Below are 21,201 nucleotides of genomic sequence, written 5' to 3'. Positions count from 1 at the left end.
GTTAACGCCTCAATCCAGACCTAATACACCACGGAGCTGAGCCAGATCTTCCGCCAGCGCCGTGATTGGCCCTTTCATTGCATTGCGATCAGCATCCGTTAGCTTCTCGTAGGACTCATAGCCCTCTTTGGTGCGGTATTTCGCCAATACGCCATCAACCGTTTTGAAGTTGGCATCAATTTTTTGCAGTAGTGGCTTATCCGCTTTTTCCAGCAGTGGCCGCAGTAGATTGACAATTTTCTGTGCGCCATCAACATTGGCTTGGAAATCCCACAAATCCGTGCGGCTGTAACGATCTTCTTCACCGCTGATTTTGCTGGCCGCAACTTCCTCAATTAAGCCCGCCGCTCCGCCAACCACTTTGTTCGGCGCAAATGTCAGGCCAGTAATGCGTTTTTGCAGCTCTAAGGTGTCCAGATAGAGCTGATCAGCAAATTTGTCGGCACCTTTGGTGGTGTTGTCGCCAAACAAGATCTTCTCTAACCGATGAAACCCGGTAAATTTCGGATCGGCGGCTTTCTGCTCAAAATCATCTTCACGGGCATCAATGCTGCCATCCAAATCGGAGAACAGTTCAGCAATCGGCTCGATACGCTCGTAATGTTGGCGAGTCGGCGCGTACAACTTGCGTGCCAGCGCCAGATCCCCTTTTTTTACCGCATCGGTAAAGGCTTTCGTTTGCGTGACTAGCTGAGCCACTTCTTGTGTGACATAGACTTTGTACTCCGCAATCGGCCCTACTAATGCCATGGCGTCCGGCTTCACGGCGGCCTCTGCGCCCGCTGCCGCCGTGACAGTCAATTTGCCTTTAGGGTTGCTCAGCAAACCGCAGGTCATGTCATATTCGCCCGGCTCCAGATTAGCGGTCATCTTTTGGGTAAAGCCCGGAGCAATATTCTCGCGCTCCTCAACCACCATAACCCCTTTGAGGATCTCCCACTCCAACCCTTTCTGGCTGACATTATGGACAATAAACTGGGTTTTACCGGCAGGAATCGTCAGCGCCATTGGCTCGCACTGCTTATCATTCACCGTGATTTTAACTTGTGGAATATCAGCAGCCTGTGCGTTGATAGCCAAAGCAGGTAGTGCCAGTAACGCGACTTGCAACGCTGTGCGACGGAAGAACCGGTTAGACATGTGATAAATCCCTGAATGATTAGTGAGTTTTCCGCGCAGCAGGGGCGGTTGTGGCCGCCGTGGTGCGGGGTGGAAGGAAAAATAGGATTAATGCCGGAATCAGATAGATAAAGTAGACCGCTACTTCACTGACGGTTGGCGCTTCTTGATAGCCGAACATGCCTTCGAGGAAGGTGCCAAACAGTGAGTGTGTTGAGAGCACATGGGTCAGATCAAAGGCGATATCTTGAAAATGGTTCCACAGACCCGCCTCATGGAAGGCTCTTATCGCACCCGCTGCCAGCCCTGCGGCAACAAACAGAATAAACAGGCTGGTCCATTTGAAGAATTTAGCCAGATGCAACTTGATGCCACCCCAGTAGATCGCCATGCCGACCAGAATAGCGCAGGTTAACCCCAATATGGCCCCGATGGGCGCGCCAATGCCGACATCTTGCTGGAAAGCCGCCAGTAAGAAGAATACGGACTCAAGCCCTTCCCGAGCCACGGCAAAGAAGACCATAGCGACCAAGGCCCAGCCCTGACTCCGGCCAGAATTGAGGGCGCTGTCGATTGCCCCTTCCAGATGTGTTTTGACTGACTTGGACACTTTGCGCATCCAGAAAACCATATAGGTTAATATGCACACCGCCACCACCGCGATAATCCCTTCAAACAGCTCTTGCTGCTTTTGCGGAAACTCACCAGTAGTTTCATTAATAAAGATGCCGATAGCCAGACAGAGCGCCGCCGCTGTGATCACACCAACCCACACTGCCCCCATCCATTGACCGCGTTGAGTACGTTTAAGATAGCTGGCGATCAGGCTAACAATCAGTGCTGCCTCCAGCCCTTCACGAAACATAATAAGAAATGGGACGAACATGCCGGAACCCCTGCGGTAGGTATGGGTATAACGCGATGATGACAAGCAACGTCAATTTGCGTAAAGAAAAGTAAAACTCAAAACGATAGTGATTATCATTCTGTTAAAAAGAAATTCAATAGAGCGCGTAAGAATATTGTTAATCAAAGTGTGGCAAATTGTTTCTGAGTGGTGAGATAACGCATGAATTCATCAGGATGCCACGTCATATCGCGAGCAAAACAGGCCGGTTTTCCTATAAAAAAAGCCCCCTATTTTGGTAGGAGGCTGATTAAGTAAAGTCAACGCGGTGATTAAACGGTTTTGAACTCCGCTTCAGCATCGCGGAAACGTTCGGTAATGGCATTGCTCGGTGCTTTACCCATCAAGCTCACCACCACAATGGCGATACACGCGAACACAAAGCCGGGGATAATCTCGTACAAGCCCAGCCATGCGTACTGTTTCCAGACGATAACGGTGATAGCCCCAATCAGCATCCCCGCCAGTGCGCCATTGCGGGTCATGCGTGGCCATGTCACCGAGATGAGCACCACTGGGCCAAATGCTGCCCCAAAGCCTGCCCAGGCATAACTGACCAGACCCAGCACGCGGTTATCAGGGTCCGCTGCCAGTGCAATGGCGATCAATGCCACCAGCAACACCATGGCACGGCCAACCCAGACTAACTCTTTCTGGCTGGCTTTTTTGCGCAGGAAGGCTTTATACAGATCTTCTGTCAGCGCACTAGAACACACTAACAACTGGCAGCTTAATGTACTCATGACCGCTGCCAGAATGGCGGAGAGCAGAATACCGGCAATCCATGGGTTGAACAGCAGCTTGGCTAACTCGATGAATACCCGCTCCCCATTTTGGGTCACATTTCCCGCTTGCTCTGGGTGGTTTTCAAAGTAGGCGATACCAAAGAAGCCCACCGCAATCGTCCCTGCCAGACAGAGGATCATCCAAGTCATACTGATGCGACGAGCACTACGAATCGTCCGATGGGAGTCTGCCGCCATAAAACGCGCCAGAATATGCGGCTGGCCGAAATAGCCTAAACCCCAGCCCAACAGCGAGAGAATAGCGACCAGATTCAACCCTTTAAACATATCGATATTGGCTGGGTTTTTCGCGGCGATAACCATCATTGATGTATCGATGCCTCCCACCGCCAGAATAACGATAATCGGCGTTAATATCAGGGCGAAAATCATCAGTGTCGCCTGCACGGTATCGGTCCAACTGACCGCAAGGAAACCACCAATAAAGGTGTAGGCGATAGTGGCTGCCGCTCCCGCCCACAACGCCGTGCCATAACTCATGTCAAAGGTGCTTTCAAACAGACGCGCCCCAGCCACAATGCCTGATGCACAATAAATGGTAAAGAAGACCAAAATCACCACGGCTGATATCACCCGCAGCAATTTACTTTTATCTTCAAATCGGCTGGTGAAATAATCCGGTAAGGTCAGCGCGTTATTATTGGCTTCGGTATGAACCCGCAAACGGCCAGCGACCAACTTCCAGTTAAGATAAGCACCAATTGTCAAACCAATGGCTATCCAGCTTTCGGAGATACCCGACAGAAAAATCGCACCCGGAAGCCCCATCAAAAGCCAGCCACTCATATCGGAAGCGCCAGCAGAGAGTGCCGTCACGACACTGCCTAAACTTCGCCCGCCCAGAATGTAATCATCAAAGCTATTGGTTGCCCGGTAGGCCATGAGGCCAATCAATATCATCCCAAAAATGTAAACTAAAAAAGTCACCAACATCGGTGTATTCATGGTCATGCAATGTCTCCCTAGTGCCTTTATCGTTTTAATATGTCTGCTATTTTTAGTTCTTCTCTCTGAGGGCGGCATCATGTTTATCTCTGGATGGTCGGAACGTGACACTCAGTTGCACCAGAGACAAACGATTAACCTCAGATAAACTGTTAACCGCAGATAAACATCCAACCTTAAAAAAATTATTAGTACAACTATTCGCCAGCGAACCGCTAGCTCGAGGTTGCTATCCTAGTGGAGGACTTTCTTCACCCACAACAATTTAAACAAATTATTTACAAAAAATTCACGCCACATCACATTAAGCCGCGTTTGGAGTGACACCTTCCATGACAAAATGAGTGATACCTGAGGTAAACACCCCACAAATCCTACTATTATTAGTCTTCGCCATCACAACTCGTAATATATTCGCTATCTCTCCCTCTGAATAATTGTTAAAAACCAGACTGAATTCACAGTTCATTCACATGCCTGATTTAACACGGTTGCACAAAGTTGCAACATGATTGATATTGTCGGAAATAAAATCATAACTCCCCTTATAAAAGGAGCCTGACAGCATGGCTAGCACCACAATGGGCGTAAAACTCGATGAAGCGACCCGCGACCGAATCAAGGGCGCAGCACAACGGATAGACCGCACGCCGCACTGGCTAATCAAGCAGGCCATCTTTAACTATTTAGAGCGACTGGAAAGTGGCAGTGAATTACCTGAACTTCCAACGACCTATGCCCCTCAGCCACTGGAAGCGGACGACATTATGCCGCAAGTCGCTGACAGCGCCCACCAGCCATTTTTAGATTTTGCCGAGCAGGTGTTGCCACAATCAGTGACCCGCGCCGCCATCACTGCGGCCTATCGCCGTCCGGAAACAGAAGCTATCCCGATGTTATTGGAGCAAGCGCGTTTGCCGGCTGATTTGGCGCAAGCCACACACTCCCTCGCCTACTCCATTGCCGAGAAACTACGCAATCAAAAAAGCGCCAATGGCCGTGCGGGGATCGTGCAGGGGTTGCTGCAAGAGTTCTCCCTCTCTTCGCAAGAAGGCGTAGCCTTGATGTGTCTGGCGGAAGCCCTGCTGCGGATTCCTGACAAACCGACCCGTGACGCGCTGATCCGCGACAAAATCAGCAACGGCAACTGGCACTCCCATCTGGGCCGCAGCCCATCCATGTTTGTCAATGCCGCCACTTGGGGCTTGCTGTTTACCGGGCATCTGGTTTCGACCCATAACGAAGTCAAACTCTCCAGCTCACTGAACCGCATTATCGGCAAAGGTGGCGAGCCACTGATCCGTAAAGGCGTGGATATGGCGATGCGCCTGATGGGTGAACAATTCGTCACTGGTGAAACCATCGCCGAAGCACTGGCAAATGCCCGTAAGCTGGAAGATAAAGGGTTTCGCTACTCATACGATATGTTAGGGGAAGCCGCGCTGACTGAAGCTGACGCGCAGGCCTATCTGCTCTCCTACCAGCAGGCAATTCACGCCATTGGCAAAGCCTCCAATGGACGGGGCATTTATGAGGGGCCGGGCATCTCCATCAAGCTTTCCGCCCTACACCCCCGCTATAGTCGCGCTCAATACCAACGGGTGATGGATGAGCTTTATCCGCGATTACTGTCGCTCACCTTACAAGCTCGCCAGTATGACATCGGGATTAACATTGATGCAGAAGAGGCCGATCGTCTGGAAATTTCACTCGATCTGCTGGAAAAACTCTGCTTTGAACCCAAACTTGCCGGTTGGAATGGGATCGGTTTCGTGATTCAGGCTTACCAGAAGCGCTGCCCTGCAACCATTGATGCCGTGATAGATATGGCTCAGCGTAGCCGTCGCCGACTGATGATTCGTTTGGTCAAAGGGGCGTATTGGGATAGCGAAATTAAGCGCGCCCAAGTGGAGGGTTTGGAGGGTTATCCGGTGTACACCCGCAAAGTGTATACCGATGTCTCTTATCTGGCCTGCGCCCGTAAATTGCTGGCGGTGCCTAGCCTGATTTACCCTCAATTTGCGACACATAACGCACATACTTTAGCGGCGATTTATCATCTGGCGGGGCAAAATTACTACCCCGGCCAGTATGAGTTCCAATGTCTGCATGGCATGGGTGAGCCGCTGTATGAGCAAGTGGTGGGGAGAGTGGCTGACGGTAAACTTAACCGCCCATGCCGTATTTATGCGCCGGTAGGGACTCATGAAACTCTACTCGCCTATCTGGTGCGCCGCCTGCTGGAAAACGGAGCTAACACTTCATTTGTGAACCGCATTGCGGATGCCACACTGCCACTGGATGAACTGGTTGCCGATCCAGTCAGCGCGGTAGAGGCGATAGCGGCCAGTGAGGGGCAACTCGGTTTGCCGCATCCGCGCATCCCATTACCGCGTGAGTTGTACGGTAAAGAGCGGGCCAACTCCAGCGGATTGGATCTGGCGAACGAACACCGTTTGGCCTCACTCTCCAGCGCCCTACTCACCAGTGCCAGCCAAGTGTGGCGGGCAGAACCTATCATTGATGCCGAGCTGGACAGTGGGGCTGACTTGAATAGTGGCGCTGAACTGGATAATAGAACAGAAAAAGCCGTGACCAATCCGGCTGAACCGACTGATATTGTCGGTTACGTGCGTGAAGCGACGACGGCTGAAGTCAGCCGCGCCTTGGAGGCCGCCGCCAGTGCAGGGGCTATCTGGTTTGCAACCCCACCCGTTGAACGCGCCGCCATCTTGGTGCGTGCTGCCGAGTTGATGGAAGCTCAGATGCAAACCCTGATGGGGATACTGGTCCGCGAAGCGGGTAAAACCTTTAGTAATGCTATTGCCGAAGTACGTGAAGCCGTTGATTTTCTGCACTATTATGCCGGATTAGTACGAGATAACTTTGCCAATGACAGCCACCGCCCACTGGGGCCAGTGGTGTGCATCAGCCCGTGGAACTTCCCACTGGCAATCTTTACCGGTCAGATCGCCGCCGCACTGGCTGCCGGTAACAGTGTGTTAGCCAAACCCGCAGAACAGACACCGCTCATTGCCGCACAGGCGGTGCGTATCTTACTGGCAGCCGGGATTCCGCAAGGTGTATTGCAACTGTTACCGGGGCAAGGTGATAGTGTCGGGGCAACACTGGTGAATGATCCCCGTGTGCGCGGTGTGATGTTCACTGGCTCCACCGAAGTGGCGGCCATTTTGCAGCGCAGCATTGCCGGCCGACTCGACCCACAAGGTCGCCCAACCCCGCTGATTGCTGAAACCGGTGGCCTCAATGCCATGATCGTGGACTCATCAGCACTCACCGAACAGGTGGTAACTGACGTGGTGGCATCGGCCTTCGACAGTGCGGGTCAGCGCTGCTCTGCCCTGCGTATTCTCTGCATTCAGGATGATGTTGCTGAGCATACCTTACAGATGCTGCGCGGCGCGATGGCGGAGTGCCGCATGGGCAACCCAGAGCGCCTCTCTACCGATATTGGACCCGTGATTGATGCCGACGCCAAAGCGGGCATTGAGCGCCATATTCAGGCAATGCGCGCCAAAGGACGTAAAGTTTATCAGGCGGCTCGCGCCAACCCGCAGGATGAGCCAGAGTGGCAACGCGGTACCTTCATCAAACCAACCCTGATCGAGCTGGAGAGCTTTGATGAGCTGCAAAAAGAGATCTTCGGCCCGGTGCTACATGTCGTGCGCTTCCAGCGACAGAACCTCAGTGCTTTGGTCGATCAAATCAATGCATCTGGTTATGGTTTAACATTAGGTATTCACACCCGTATTGATGAAACCATTTCCCATATCACTGAAAAAGCCAAAGTGGGCAACCTCTATGTTAACCGCAATATGGTTGGGGCGGTTGTTGGCGTCCAACCTTTCGGCGGCGAAGGGCTGTCAGGAACAGGGCCAAAAGCGGGGGGGCCGCTCTACTTATACCGCCTGCTCTCTCATCGTCCAGAAGATGCGGTGATCAACACACTGGCGCAGCAAGATAATGAGCAGGCACCGAATATCGCGGGCCGCGAGGTGTTACAAACGGCCCATCACGCGCTGATCACGTGGATGGACGCACAGCAACATAGCGAGTTGTCCCAGTTGGCACAGCGCTATGGTGAACTGGCGCAAGGGGGGACTGTCCGGCTGCTACCTGGGCCGACTGGTGAACGCAACACCTACGCCCTACTCCCCCGCGAACGCGTCCTCTGCTTGGCCGATACCGAAGCGGATGCGCTGGTGCAACTGGCCGCCGTATTGGCGGTCGGGAGTGAGGTTTTATGGTCGGAAAATGGCGTACAAAAAGATCTGCTGCGCAAATTACCGGCGGTCGTGCAAGCACGCATTACCCTCACCCATGATTGGCAAACGGCAAATGGGAGCTTTGATGCAGCTATCTACCATGGCGATGCGGATCAGTTACGCACTGTCTGTGAGCAGGTAGCGCAAATCGACGGGCCGATTGTCTCAGTACAAGGCTTCGCACGTGGCGAAACGAATATCCTGCTGGAGCGCCTGTTAATTGAGCACTCCCTCAGCGTGAATACCGCTGCGGCAGGCGGCAATGCCAGCCTGATGACCATCGGCTAGGGTTTCACATTCGCGGTTAGGTCAATCCCGCCTCTTAATCACTCCTGCATAAAGGTCCTTCGGGGCCTTTATTTTTGTCTCGGTAGCCGTAGCGTTGGCGGCTTATTCTTCGAGATTGCTCGCAGCGCCTAATGTAAAGCCGCAACAAAACCATTCTCTTCTGACGGCATCCCGCACAGTTCGTTTGGCCCACTTGTGCGGGCGGCGGCAATTAACCCATTATTAATTCAAGCAAATTGCTGAGATGTTTGCGCCCTAGCTTTCTTCTGAATGAAGATATTGTGTACAACAACCACAGAGGTGATTATTATACTCATGGCTGATAAGAAAATTGTCGATGAGCTCCATAAAATTGCGAATCGGCGCGGTAATGGTCAATTACGGCGTGAGATATGGGCTGATCAGTACGGTGTTGTGACGCGCTATAATTTAGCCTATATCAATCACCGGTTATCGCAGGGTGATAATGGTCGAGTCATCGGTTATGACAATGCCCATGGTTTCCATCATCGCCACTATTTGGGCGGCATTGAAGCGGTTAATTTTATCAGCTTTGAACAGGTAGAGGATTGCTTTCAAAAGGATTGGACTTCATTAAGGAGAAGTTAATGGACAAGCTCGTCATCAAAACAGCAACGGAAGATGATTTTTTTACACGCGGCAAACAGCTCGCAGCCTTGGCTGATGCAGGGAAAGCATTGCCCGAGGAACACACGATTACCTTTGAAGATCCGCTGGAGATGGTGCGGGTACTCAGTGCTGCCCGCATCGTGCTGCTGCGGGCGGTAAAGATGCATCCCGGTTCTATCACCTCCCTTTCAACGCTGTTAAAAAGAGATCGCAGCGCTGTCACCCGCGATGTGGCTATTCTGAAAAAAGCCGGATTAGTGACGGTTGAACAAAAAGTATTGCCCGGTCATGGGCGGATGAAAGAAGTTAAGACCACAGCTCATCGACTTAAACTCGAAGCCTTCCTGTAAGGCGGCTAGGTAAAACGGGGGCAATAAGCTGCCCCCTCTGAACCCACTTTAGCTATCACACTCAGATTCAGACGAATCAGTGATTATTCAAAAACTTATCAAGAAACTGTCGAGTTCGTTCGTGTTGCGGATGGGCAAAAAGCGCTTTCGCCGGGCCTTGCTCAACGATCCGTCCGTGATCCATAAAAATCGCCCTGTCCGCCACATCGCGGGCAAAACTCATTTCATGAGTCACGATAACCATGGTGCGTTTTTCCTCTGCCAGTGCACGGATGGTATTTAACACCTCCCCCACCAGTTCGGGGTCCAACGCAGAAGTCGGCTCATCAAACAGAATAACCTGTGGTTGCATTGCCAAAGCCCGTGCTATCGCGACCCTTTGCTGCTGCCCACCGGATAAGCGTCGTGGATAAGCATCCTCCTTGCCACTCAATCCCACTTTTGCCAGCAATTCACGGGCGCGCTTTTCAGCCGAAGCCCGCTTTTCACCTTTAACAATCACTGGCCCTTCAATAATGTTCTCCAGCACTGAACGATGCGGAAACAAATTAAAGCTCTGGAACACAAACCCGACTTGCTGGCGCAGCGCGCGAACCTGCCGCTGCTGCTTGCTGATAGGTATGCTGCCATCAATCTCAATATCGCCGACTCGAATAATCCCCGAATCGGGGATCTCCAGCAGGTTAATACTGCGCAATAAGGTGGTCTTGCCTGAACCGCTAGGGCCGATGATCGCGACCACTTCACCGCTATTCACTTCAAGATCGATACCGTGCAGCACCTGTTGACCTTTAAACTGTTTGGTCAGTTTTTTAACGTCTATGGTACTCATGGCTACTCCTGATCCTGACGATTAACGTGGGCTTCCAGCCGATTTTGCAGTGCTGACAGCAATGTTGCCATAATCCAGTAAATCAATGACGCCGCCAGATACATAGTGAAAACTTCCAATGTGCGGGAAGTCACCAACTGCGCCTGACGGAAAAGCTCGGGAACTTGAATCGTGGCCGCCAGTGAGGTGTCCTTGACCAAACCGATAAAGCTGTTACCCAGTGGGGGTAAAGCCGTCCGCCCAGCTTGTGGCAAAATCACCCGATAAAGTGTCTGCCAACGCGTCATCCCAATACTGGCTGCGGCTTCCCACTGCCCTTTTTCAATCGACGAAATCGCGGCCCGTAATGTTTCTGACGTATACGCTGCCGTGTTAAGTGAGAGACCGATCAAGGCCGCAGGCATGGGGTCTAGCTCAATACCAAACTGGGGCAAGCCATAATAAATCATGAACAGTTGGGCGATTAACGGGGTGCCACGAAAGATCGAGACATAAAAGCGGGACAGGAGTGAAAATGGCAAGAAACTCGATAACCGCATCATTGCCAACATAAAACCTAATGCCAGGCCAAAAAACATACCCCCCAGACTCAGCTGGAGGGTGAACCAAGCACCTTTCAATAAAAATGGTGCTGAATCCAGCACCAATTGAATACTTTCATGCATTATTTAGTTACATCCGCACCAAAATACTTCTCAGAGATTTTGGCCAACGTGCCATCTTTTTGCATCTCGGCAATAGCCTGATTGATTGCCGCTAACAATTCAGGGTTATCTTTACGCAGCGCGACCCCTGACTCCTGACGAGCAAACGCCGGGCCTGCAACCGCCAGTGTCCCGTTGGTTTTCTTTACCAAATCCAGAGCAGCCAAACGGTCAACCAAGATGGCATCGGTACGGCCTACGCGCAGATCTTGGTATTTCGTTGGGTCATCATCATAAGTGCGAATATCAACGCCTTTCAGGTTTTCACGTAACCACTGTTCGTAGTTACTGCCCAAACCGACACCCACTTTTTTGCCTTCCAGATCTTCAGGTTTGCTGAAGTTGCCTTCGTTGCCTTTTTTGGTCAACACCTGAATACCAGAAACCGTATAAGGGGTTGAGAAATCATATTTTTTCTTGCGTTCATCTGAAATGGTGACCTGATTGATCGCCACATCGATTCGCTTAGATTCTAGCGAAGCCAGCATACCATCCCATTTGGTTGGGGTGATTTTTGCTTTGATACCCATATGCTCAGCTAAAGCATTGGCAAAATCCACTTCGAAACCGGTGAGCTTGCCATCTTCACCCTGAAAGCTGAATGGCGGATAAGTGCCCTCTAACCCAACAATCAGAGTGCCTCGTTCTTTAACCTGATTGAGTAAATCAGCCGCAGCATAAGACTTCACGTTCAGGCCGGTTGCGAGTGCGACCGCCACCATACCCAGAACGACTCGACGACGAAAAATTGAAAAAACCATAAATACCCCGACTGTCATGTTTATTTTTGATATTCAGCACTTTATCAGTGCTATTAATGAAATAAAGGAATATAAACTAATAACCATAGCTACAAATGGAATAAGCAATAACCAAAGGTTACACCTGTGGATGATAGGCAAAGAGAGCCGGTGCACCACCTGTATGGATAAACAGAATCGGGCCATCATCGCGGAATTTTTCCAGCGCCAAACCATCCAATAAACCTGCCATCGCCTTACCGGTATAAACCGGGTCCAGCAATACCCCTTCTAGCCTTGCCAGTAGCGAAATAGCGGCCAGCCCTTCTTCGTTTGGCATACCATATTGTGGCCCGAAATAGTCATCCCACAAGGTTATATCTGCCTGTTGGCCAGTGATCTCCAAGGATGCGGCCAACTCTTGTTGAATATGGGTCACCTTGGGTCGCTGCTCATCCGCTTTGCGCGACACCGTGACACCAATCAATTCGACATCCGGCAACAATTGCTGCAAACCCACAGCCAGCCCGGCATGAGTCCCGGCACTGCCAGAGGCCACGACGACCGAGCTAAAAGCCACACTCCCCGCCGACTGCGCGGCAATTTCCAATGCACATTGTACATAGCCCAACGCGCCCAAGGCATTAGAGCCACCAACAGGCACTACGTATGGGCGAAAACCTTGTGCTTCGAGCCGAGTTGCTAATTCAGCTAATTGCTGATTGGGGGCGTGCAAGCCATCACACATCACCACCTCAACATTAAACAAATCCAACAGCAATCGATTGCCATTGGTCAGATAATTTTCCTGCGTTGTGCCGATAGGATTCTCAAGTAACGCCACACAATGCAATCCGAGTTTTGCCGCCACGGCCGCTGTTTGGCGCACATGATTAGATTGAATCGCACCCGCTGTCACTAGGGTATCCGCCCCCTGACTCAATGCATCAGCCGCCAAAAACTCAAGCTTACGCAACTTATTGCCGCCTAAAGCCAAAGGCGTGACATCATCACGTTTGATATAAATTTCACGTCCCAGATAATCAGATAGCCGGGATAGTTTTTCTAATGGTGTGGCATTGCCGACCAGATCCAGACGTGGAAATTGTGCCAGTTTGTGTTGAAACGTCACGGTTCCCCCAAAGAATTAATGTTTAAGACAATTATTACCCAAAATATTTGAAGTTGCAGGTCAGCAGCAAGCTCATTAATTTCCATGAGCTGACAAAGCCAGAGATTGACATTGCTAACAACCCAGCGACTTCAATGATCAAGGGGAAACATAGATTTATCAGATGTTACATTAATAATCACTGATTTTATTATAGATGTCAGTCATCACTAACGCAGAAGAATAGCTTAATTTGTGGGGTAGATAGGCGATGCCCCATCGATTTCAAGGGTCAACATAGCGGGAAAAAGTGGATTAAGATGCGCGTCTACTTGTCAGTCATTCGAGTGAGTAAGAGCCGTCACCGCCCCTGTTGCTTGAATAAAGGTAAGAATAAAGATTAAAACGCCCGGCCAAGATGCACCTTGCCGGGCGTAAAGTCACAATAGACAATGACTTGATAATTTTGCGTTATTACACGAGTGATATCGCTGAAAATACAGAGTTTTCTCAACACCCGATCAGCTTTTATGGCAGAGTTTAGTAATTCTTTTGCCACGCCAAATACTGATCATATTTACGCAAAGCAATACGATAATTGTTATGTGCTGCATTTGGCAGCTCATCAATAATGCGTTGATGCATAGTTTCACTGGCAAATTTTTCTGCCGGATAATTAGTGGCAACCAACATTTCATCTAAGCGACGCAAGCGCACGACATATTCGCGAACCGTGCTGTGGCTCATCTCAGTTTGTTCAAACAAATATTGCTTGAATGCCATAATATCAAAATAGCCCGGCGTGCTGTTGCAATATATCTCGCTGCAAAAACGGCATAATGCAGTTAATTCATGCTGAAGTTTTGACCACACTTGATCGTCAATCGGCTGATCCATACCGGCGATCGCTTCTTTATTAATAATTTGTCCGCGAAAAACTAACGCCATACGGTCAAGTTGTTTATTACAGTGTGAGCAATGTGTTTGGCCGTGCTTATAATCTTTTAAATAACGGCTCAGCGGCCGCTTTTTTAGCTGAAGTCCTGGCATAAGAAGACCTGCATTAATAAAGTTAAACACTGTGATATCACTGAGCGAAAGTGAATTAAGAGTCATTATTCAGGCGGGCGCGTAAGCGTTTTATCGCCTGGCTATGAAGCTGACTGACGCGGGATTCCCCGACCTCAAGCACTGCTCCTATCTCTTTCAGGTTCAGCTCTTCCTGGTAATACAGCGTCAACACCATCTTTTCGCGTTCCGGCAATGCCTCGATCGCTTCAATAACGCGTTGCCGCAGATTTCCTTCCAACAAATGTTGCAACGGATTGGCATCTTCATGCCCTTCCAGCAAGGGTTCGACACTTTCACCATGCTCTTCCCGCCATTCGTCATAGGAGAAAAGTTGGCTATTGTTGGTGTCCAACAAGATCTGGCGATACTCCACCAAATCAATATCAAGAATTTTCGCCACCTCCTGCTCAGTGGCAGGACGACCAACACGTTGTTCAACCTGTTGCATCGCGCTGGCGACTTCGCGGGCGTTACGTCGCACACTGCGCGGCGCCCAATCCCGGCTACGCAGTTCATCCAACATCGCGCCACGAATACGCTGCACCGCATAAGTGGTAAACGCAGTTCCTTGCAAAGCGTCATAACGCTCGACAGCATTCAGCAGACCAATACCCCCAGCCTGCAACAAATCGTCCAACTCCACACTGGCCGGCAGGCGAACCTGCAAACGCAGTGCTTCATGGCGAACCAGAGGAACATAGCGTTGCCAGAGGGAATTTTTGTCGATCACGCCTTCGGCGGTATACAAATCGCTCACTAGACAGGCACCTAAGGGTAAGAGAGTCGTACCATTATCCTGTCAGGTCAGTCAGACAATCGGCGGAATAGACCTATAAAAAGGCGGCTATTTGACTTATGCCCCACGTAATAAACTTTGATGCCTCTTTTTTATCGACTTAATTCTGCATTAACTCACGCAAATGCTGCCTGTTTTGCTGTCCGTGCTATATCAGTAATTGCAGCGAAGAGAGATCGTCATTCACTTTTACTTTATCAATCTCCTCAATAAAGATATTTGTAATACCACTGCCGTGTTGGCTAAATGCATGATAAGAATAGAAGATATCGATAATGACATCTTCCGTTAACGATTTGTTATCCTTCAGATAAGCACTGATCAAAGAACGAATGAAGAAGAAATCAACCACAATTAAATAAAACTGCTTCAGCAGTGAAGTCTCATTATTTATTGCAAATTGATTATGGTGTAGCCGATAAAGAAAATAATTACGTAAAACATGTGGGTTTTCATTAAAAAATGGGCTGGCATCTTCGCGCCAAATACGACTCAGTTCTTTCATTTTATCGGCGATAAGTTCAACATCAAAATCTAAAACAATATAGTCAAGTAGCTTATTCAAATAGTTGAATATTGTTTCACGCCCCCGAGATTCAGGCGTTTTCGTCATGATGTTTTGTAATCTTATTAAAAGCTGCCATTGTAACTCTTCATTAAAGGGAAGATTATCTAAGCACCCGATAACTTCACCGGACTCAAGTTTTAGAAGCAATCCTTCGAAACCCGACTCCATATAAGGCAGTTTACTATTGATATCGCCCTCTAACTTTTGATAGAAAAGTAGGAAGGATGCCATGCTGTAAAGATTTTCTTCTATCCGAGTCTGATTTGGCATTAATAAATTGACGCAGAAAAGGTTGATCAGATTCCCTTCTATAGGAAGCTCCGAAGCTTGAAAAAAAGCTTTCTGTTCCACGACTTGCATTTTCATTTTTAGGCTATTTGGATTAAATAGTACCTGACGCGTGGCTTCTGGACAGGATATATTCAAGCTTTGCCGTTTTTCGTGCTTATAAATATGCTCAGTTCTAGGATAGACAGTACAGGTGTCACTTAGTGCATCTTTACCCAGACGCTTATAAATTCCGCAGAGTTGATCTTCATCTAAATAGGGGCAATTGCCTTGCTCAGTCAGCTTTATTGCCGCCCAATTAGCAGTGCTGGTGCGAGTGACCGAAATATTAGTCACAGCAATTCGCTTAATATCAGGATTGTGGCTTTTAGCGTACTTACGGTAAGTATTTTTATCCAGCGTTATTGTCCAGCGCTTACAACAGTGATCACGACAAGATGCACCAATGCAACTGAAATTCTCGACATAGATGGGCTGAACTACAGTAAGTTCTTTCACAAAAACCTCAATGGTGACCATAAATCATATTTTTTTATTCTAAGTAAATTAATCTGTCACAATAATTTACTTAGAATAACAAGGCGGCACAATGTGCCGCCTTGTTTATATAACTTGGTGCACCAATTAACGCAGCAGAGACAATACAGTTTGTGGAACTTGGTTAGCCTGTGCCAATACTGAAGTACCCGCTTGTTGCAGGATCTGAGCACGGCTCATGTTAGACACTTCAGTTGCATAGTCAGCATCCTGAATACGGCTTTGTGCAGCAGTCAGGTTGTTAACCGTGTTGTTCAGGTTAGTTACTGTAGATTGGAAACGGTTTTGTACCGCACCCAGGGAGCTACGTTGAACGTCGATATCAGAAATCGCTGCATCCAGTGCTTTCAACGGATCGTTAGTTGCACCAGTAGTCAGTTTTTTCAGGCTCAGGCTGGAGGTATCAATAGCAATAGCTGCAGTACCTGCTGTAGTTGTGGTATCAGCGGTTTGTGGATCAACAGCGATATAGAAGGACTTAGTTGCGCCAGAAGCGATATCAAAACCATTGGCTTTCAGGTTGTTAGCTTCAGTAGCGTCGTTTGCTTTGATATCTACTTTAGTGAACCAATTACCCGCGCTATCTTTCGTTGGTGCACCAGCAACAGTCACGCTAGCAGCAGCCACACCTAAACGGCTTGCCAGATCACCAGGAGTTTTTTCTGCTGAAGTTGCAGTAGTCACCGCAGTGGTAGAGCCAAAAGCTTTTTGGAAATCAGCAGCAGCCAGAGCAGTCGCTGCAGAACCACCTTTAGGACCAGTAACGTTGAAACCTTCCAGATTCAGAGTCTTAGAAGTCACTTCTTTCAGGCTGATATCGATAGTTTCGTTATCGTTAGCACCTACTTGGATAGACATTTTGGTGTCTGTGCTCAGAACTTTCACGCCGTTGAACTGAGTTTGAGCAGATACGCGGTCGATTTCGTCCAGGCGCAGTTGAATTTCGTCTTGGATTGAAGACAGGTCGCTGGTAGAGTTGCTGCCGGTAGATGCCTGAACAGTCAGTTCACGCACACGTTGTAAGTTGTTGTTGATTTCGTTTAACGCGCCTTCAGTCGTCTGTGCAACAGAGATACCGTCGTTAGCGTTACGCGCAGCCTGAGTCAGGCCCTTGATGTTAGAAGTGAAACGGTTAGCGATTGCCTGACCCGCAGCATCGTCTTTCGCACTGTTGATACGCAGACCTGAAGACAAACGCTCAATGGCAGAGCCTAAAGCGGACTGAGATTTGGTCATGTTGTTCTGAGTATTCAGAGACAGGATGTTAGTATTAATTACTGACATAGTGAATTCCTTAAATGCTATTGGGTTATGATTTGGGCTTACTGCCCACGGCTTCATCACCGTCACAACTTGTATCGGCGCTCTTTAAGGAACCTTTAGCCATTCTTTGAAATAATTTTAAAATTCTCAGAAAATTATTCTTTATCTCCTCTTTAATTACTGTTCTATTCAATAGGGTAAATAGCCCCCTGTTATCCCCCGTTATTCTGCCCATCATAAATTCTATTTTATGTGTAAACTTTTTCCTTCTCTGGCCGATAACCCGGTAACGACACTTGAATATTAAGGATTAGACATGGCAAGTATCAGTACACTGGGTATCGGGTCAAATATGGAGTTAGGCACTTTACTGGATAAATTAACTGCTGCAGAGCAGACCCGTTTAACGCCGTTAACCACTCAGCAATCTAGCTATAAAGCTAAGCTTACCGCCTATGGCGTATTACAAAGTGCGCTAGCGAAACTGGAAACGGCCTCTGCCGCATTACAAAAAGCGGATACGCTCAGTACAACCACAGTCAGTAGCTCTAACACTGCGTTTAGTGCAACAACTGATAGCAAGGCCACTGCGGGTAATTACACTGTTGAAGTGACAAACATTGCTAAAGCGCAGTCATTACTGTCTGGTAACGTCCCTAATGCGACTGATAAATTAGGTAATGATAATGGTACTCGTACCATCACTATTGCCCAGCCGGGGCAAGAAAAACCGCTGGAAATCACATTAACTAACCAGCAGACATCTCTGACAGATATTCGCGATGCCATCAATAAAAAAGAGGGCAGTGTTAGCGCCAGTATTATGAAAGCGGATGATAATACCTATTATCTCGCATTAACCGCCAAAGATACGGGCACTAAGTCAGAAATGACCATCAGTGTTACCGGCGATGATAAGTTAAATGATTTCCTGAATTACACACCAAGCAGCACTGGTGGCAGCGGTGCAATGACACAAAAAGTTAAAGCAGAAGATGCCACATTAATTGTTAACGGCGTCGCCATTACTCGCCAAAGTAATACGATTACGGATGCACCACAGGGTGTCACCATTAATCTCAAAACCTTAACGAAAACCAATGAGCCAGAACAATTAGTTATTGCTCGTGATAGCACAGCAACAAAAGCAGCGATACAAACTTTTGTTGATGCCTACAACTCATTGCAAACCACCTTTGGTTCTTTAACTAAATACACCGCTGTAGAAGCTGGCAAAGACCAATCTGTGGGTAATGGGGCTTTAGTCGGTGATGGTGTGTTACGTAATATTCAAACTCAATTGAAAAGCCAACTGGCCTCTTCGCAAGTCGGTGACCTAAAAACATTGGCCAGCATGGGTATTACGCAGGATCTTGATGGCAAATTAGTTATCGACTCAACCAAGTTGGATGCAGCGCTAAAAGATAAGCCAAACAGTGTAACGGCATTTTTTGTCGGTGATGGTACAACTACCGGATTCGCTACCCAGACTGATACTTTGCTTAAGACAGCACTGGATACCACCAAGGGCACCTTGAAAACGGTGACTGATGGCATCAATAAGACGTTAAAAAATCTGGATAAACAGGTTACGGCAACAACTGAAAGCATTACTGCCACAATCGAACGGTATAAGACGCAATTTACTCAACTCGATAAGTTAGTCAGTTCGTTGAATAACACCGCCAGCTTCTTAACGCAGCAATTTTCTTCATAAAGGATAGGATATGTACAACCGATCAGGGAGCCAGGCCTACGCTAAAGTAGGCTTGGAAAGTGGTGTCATGAGTGCGAGCCCACACCAATTGATCGTGATGTTGTTCGACGGGGCGCAAAGCGCCCTAGTTCGAGCTCGCATCCTGATGAGTCAAGGCGATATTCCTGGCAAAGGCACCGCACTCTCTAAAGCGATTGATATTATCAATAATGGCCTAAGCGCAGGGCTGGACGTGGAGAAAGGCGGCGAAATGGCTGAGAATTTATCTGCTTTGTACGATTATATGTCACGGCGTTTACTGCATGCCAATTTGCATAATGACGAACAGGCAATTAATGAAGTCGCTGCTTTGCTCGAGAATATTGCGGATGCCTGGCGGCAGATCGGCCCCAATTATCAACCCAACTAGGACCCCATTTAATGGAACGTCACCAGCATCTTTTGTCCGAATATCAACAAATCCTGACCCTGAGTGAGCAAATGTTAATGCTGGCGACCGAGGGTAATTGGGATGCGCTGGTTGATCTGGAAATGACTTATCTCAAAGCTGTTGAAAATACCGCTAATATCACCCTATCCTCATGCTCATCCTTGGCATTACAAGAGTTATTACGGGATAAATTAAGAGCTATTTTGGATAATGAAGTTGAAATTAAGCGTTTATTACAACAGCGTCTTGATGCATTAAGTGAGTTGGTTGGGCAATCCACCCGACAGCAAGTGGTTAATAATACTTATGGTCAGTTTCCTGACCATGCATTGCTGCTAGGTGAAACACAGTAATCTGTCGGTCACAGAATCTTAATATATCGATTTGCGGCGAAAAATCCTATGCAACTGCAATTATTAACATGACAATCAATTTTTATTGTCATTGTTTTTAACATGAGATTATATTGAGAGTAACAATCACCCATGTCGAACTGGCTATTATTATACCCCCTATAACTTTTCGCTAAAATAGTCAGTTACTGTAAATTTTCTATTAAAATGAGTTGCTAGTCTGCCATTCAAAGCGTAAAGATATTCTCAGGCTAAAATTGTGAAATGAATATCGATGGAACGTACGATTAATTTTTGCCCTGGTGTGGGTAGCTCAGCACATGTTATTCAACACACAGAGCTACTACTCACTTCAGTCTATATTGAGAATCCCTTGCTCATTATGGTTAACCGTGGGCATAAGATCATTCGCTGGGATAATCAGGAGTGTGTTGTTCAAGCGGGTGAAATAGTGGCGGTAAGTAGCGGACAAACGGTTGATGTTATTAATGGCTTATCTGATGACGGACTTTTTTTTAGTCATCAACTGCGCTGTGACCCCCGTTTGATAGCGACCTTTGCTAATCATCCGGCTTCAGCGGGGCTTGGGTTTGTTCCTGGGGTTATGCCTGTGCGCAATTTAGCCCCTGAGTTCATTAATACCTTCGGTAATACATTTAAAGCCATTTCAGATATCGGGGATATCCCCCCCGCCATCGTCCGGCATCGGATGCTGGAATTACTCCTTTGGTTGGCCCACCGCGGTGTTAAATTTACCCTTAGTGAAGGTCATACCTTAAGTGAAAAAGTACGCCGTTGTTTGGCTATTGACCCACATAAAATATGGTCTGCATCCGAAGTAGCCGATCATATGGCGATGAGTGAAGTGGTATTAAGGCGAAAACTCGCAGCGGAAAATATACTCTTACGCGATTTGATGATCGACGTACGTATGACCAGCGCACTGCGTTTATTACAAGGTACAGATTGGCCAATCTCTTTAATTGCCAGCCAAGTAGGTTATGAAAGTGCATCACGTTTTGCCGAACGTTTTCGCAAACGTTTTGGTTTTGCGCCAACAGCCATACGTGGACATCATCGTTTACAGGCGGCAGAACATGAAACATCATCAGATGATTATCATGATTATTTACGTTTGCACACGCCTGATTTAGGCACTATGTAACCTATTCAGGTGAAACGTTTATCTTTTCCTATGGTGCTCGTTAAGCCATTGAGTCATATTGCCGCATCTCATTGAGTTCACTCGCCAGACTCTTTTATATAGTCAACATTCAGGGCTGCTAAATACTGCTTTTAGATATTCCGCGCGTTAAATCATTCTTTTTCAGACTGCGATTAGTTTTTTCATCCAACAATCCTGACCCAATATTAGGTAAAGTCTTTTTAATCATACAATTACTTATAGCCCACTGAAAACCAGGGATAGGTGTTTATAATTTCATCACATTCTATGATTA

At 48.1% G+C, this 21,201-nt stretch carries 18 protein-coding genes; 7 read left to right on the top strand and 11 right to left on the bottom strand.

The genetic code is table 11. The annotated features are described in order from the left end of the window. Positions 1-9: 9 nt before the first annotated feature. The 3 genes from efeO to putP all read right to left on the bottom strand — a co-directional run bounded on the left by efeO (position 10) and on the right by putP (position 3,783). Positions 10-1,140 (bottom strand): iron uptake system protein EfeO, encoded by a 1,131-nt coding sequence (gene efeO / locus HRD69_RS13875; protein ID WP_032815170.1) that lies wholly within the window; start codon positions 1,138-1,140, stop codon positions 10-12. Positions 1,141-1,159: 19 nt separating this feature from the next. Then, positions 1,160-2,005, bottom strand: coding sequence for an iron uptake transporter permease EfeU (efeU, locus tag HRD69_RS13870; protein ID WP_032815171.1), 846 nt, complete (start codon positions 2,003-2,005; stop codon positions 1,160-1,162). 293 nt (positions 2,006-2,298) lie between these two features. Beyond that, positions 2,299-3,783 (bottom strand): sodium/proline symporter PutP, encoded by a 1,485-nt coding sequence (gene putP / locus HRD69_RS13865; RefSeq protein ID WP_004876540.1) that lies wholly within the window; start codon positions 3,781-3,783, stop codon positions 2,299-2,301. Positions 3,784-4,343: 560 nt separating this feature from the next. Between putP and putA the strand changes: the two genes are divergently transcribed. The 3 genes from putA to HRD69_RS13850 all read left to right on the top strand — a co-directional run bounded on the left by putA (position 4,344) and on the right by HRD69_RS13850 (position 9,331). Beyond that, positions 4,344-8,351, top strand: coding sequence for a trifunctional transcriptional regulator/proline dehydrogenase/L-glutamate gamma-semialdehyde dehydrogenase (gene putA, locus HRD69_RS13860; RefSeq protein WP_032815172.1), 4,008 nt, complete (start codon positions 4,344-4,346; stop codon positions 8,349-8,351). A gap of 315 nt (positions 8,352-8,666) precedes the next feature. Further along, positions 8,667-8,960, top strand: coding sequence for a toxin-antitoxin system TumE family protein (locus HRD69_RS13855; RefSeq protein WP_032815173.1), 294 nt, complete (start codon positions 8,667-8,669; stop codon positions 8,958-8,960). Continuing rightward, the gene (locus HRD69_RS13850) at positions 8,960-9,331 is read left to right on the top strand and encodes an HVO_A0114 family putative DNA-binding protein (protein WP_004876545.1); all 372 of its coding nucleotides are present in this window, start codon (positions 8,960-8,962) and stop codon (positions 9,329-9,331) included. The genes HRD69_RS13855 and HRD69_RS13850 overlap by 1 nt, the downstream gene beginning before the upstream one ends. A 76-nt stretch (positions 9,332-9,407) precedes the next feature. Here the strand turns inward: HRD69_RS13850 and tcyN are convergent, their stop codons facing one another. The 8 genes from tcyN to HRD69_RS13810 form a co-directional block, all read right to left on the bottom strand. Then, positions 9,408-10,163 (bottom strand): L-cystine ABC transporter ATP-binding protein TcyN, encoded by a 756-nt coding sequence (gene tcyN / locus HRD69_RS13845; RefSeq protein WP_004876547.1) that lies wholly within the window; start codon positions 10,161-10,163, stop codon positions 9,408-9,410. Positions 10,164-10,165: 2 nt separating this feature from the next. Then, positions 10,166-10,828 (bottom strand): cystine ABC transporter permease, encoded by a 663-nt coding sequence (gene tcyL, locus HRD69_RS13840; RefSeq protein ID WP_032815174.1) that lies wholly within the window; start codon positions 10,826-10,828, stop codon positions 10,166-10,168. Beyond that, positions 10,828-11,628: a cystine ABC transporter substrate-binding protein gene (gene tcyJ, locus HRD69_RS13835; protein ID WP_032815175.1), complete on the bottom strand. Its 801-nt coding sequence runs from the start codon at positions 11,626-11,628 to the stop codon at positions 10,828-10,830. The genes tcyL and tcyJ overlap by 1 nt, the downstream gene beginning before the upstream one ends. A gap of 118 nt (positions 11,629-11,746) precedes the next feature. After that, positions 11,747-12,739 carry a D-cysteine desulfhydrase gene (locus HRD69_RS13830; protein WP_004876551.1) on the bottom strand — a complete coding sequence of 331 codons (993 nt, stop codon included), beginning with the start codon at positions 12,737-12,739 and terminating at the stop codon, positions 11,747-11,749. 519 nt (positions 12,740-13,258) lie between these two features. Beyond that, on the bottom strand, positions 13,259-13,768 hold the full coding sequence (gene fliZ, locus HRD69_RS13825) for a flagella biosynthesis regulatory protein FliZ (RefSeq protein WP_032815190.1): 510 nt from the start codon (positions 13,766-13,768) through the stop codon (positions 13,259-13,261). 55 nt (positions 13,769-13,823) lie between these two features. After that, positions 13,824-14,546 carry an RNA polymerase sigma factor FliA gene (locus HRD69_RS13820; RefSeq protein ID WP_004876556.1) on the bottom strand — a complete coding sequence of 241 codons (723 nt, stop codon included), beginning with the start codon at positions 14,544-14,546 and terminating at the stop codon, positions 13,824-13,826. Positions 14,547-14,733: 187 nt separating this feature from the next. Beyond that, positions 14,734-15,939 (bottom strand): flagellin lysine-N-methylase, encoded by a 1,206-nt coding sequence (gene fliB, locus HRD69_RS13815; protein ID WP_032815192.1) that lies wholly within the window; start codon positions 15,937-15,939, stop codon positions 14,734-14,736. 126 nt (positions 15,940-16,065) lie between these two features. After that, positions 16,066-17,262 carry a FliC/FljB family flagellin gene (locus tag HRD69_RS13810; protein WP_032815176.1) on the bottom strand — a complete coding sequence of 399 codons (1,197 nt, stop codon included), beginning with the start codon at positions 17,260-17,262 and terminating at the stop codon, positions 16,066-16,068. Between the two features lie 295 nt (positions 17,263-17,557). Here HRD69_RS13810 and fliD point away from each other — a divergent pair, with 295 nt between their 5' ends. From fliD to HRD69_RS13790, 4 genes are all read left to right on the top strand, one after another. Then, on the top strand, positions 17,558-18,958 hold the full coding sequence (gene fliD / locus HRD69_RS13805; RefSeq protein WP_004876562.1) for a flagellar filament capping protein FliD: 1,401 nt from the start codon (positions 17,558-17,560) through the stop codon (positions 18,956-18,958). Positions 18,959-18,968: 10 nt separating this feature from the next. Beyond that, positions 18,969-19,367, top strand: a complete 399-nt coding sequence (gene fliS / locus HRD69_RS13800; protein WP_032815179.1) for a flagellar export chaperone FliS — start codon at positions 18,969-18,971, stop codon at positions 19,365-19,367. Between the two features lie 11 nt (positions 19,368-19,378). After that, positions 19,379-19,741: a flagella biosynthesis regulatory protein FliT gene (fliT, locus tag HRD69_RS13795; protein ID WP_004876566.1), complete on the top strand. Its 363-nt coding sequence runs from the start codon at positions 19,379-19,381 to the stop codon at positions 19,739-19,741. A 274-nt stretch (positions 19,742-20,015) separates the two neighbouring features. Beyond that, positions 20,016-20,906: a helix-turn-helix transcriptional regulator gene (locus HRD69_RS13790; protein ID WP_032815182.1), complete on the top strand. Its 891-nt coding sequence runs from the start codon at positions 20,016-20,018 to the stop codon at positions 20,904-20,906. The last annotated feature ends 295 nt before the right edge of the window (positions 20,907-21,201 follow it).

The sequence above is a fragment of the Yersinia mollaretii ATCC 43969 genome (assembly GCF_013282725.1).
Taxonomy (GTDB): domain Bacteria; phylum Pseudomonadota; class Gammaproteobacteria; order Enterobacterales; family Enterobacteriaceae; genus Yersinia; species Yersinia mollaretii.
This window is presented reverse-complemented; position numbering and strand designations above follow the sequence as displayed.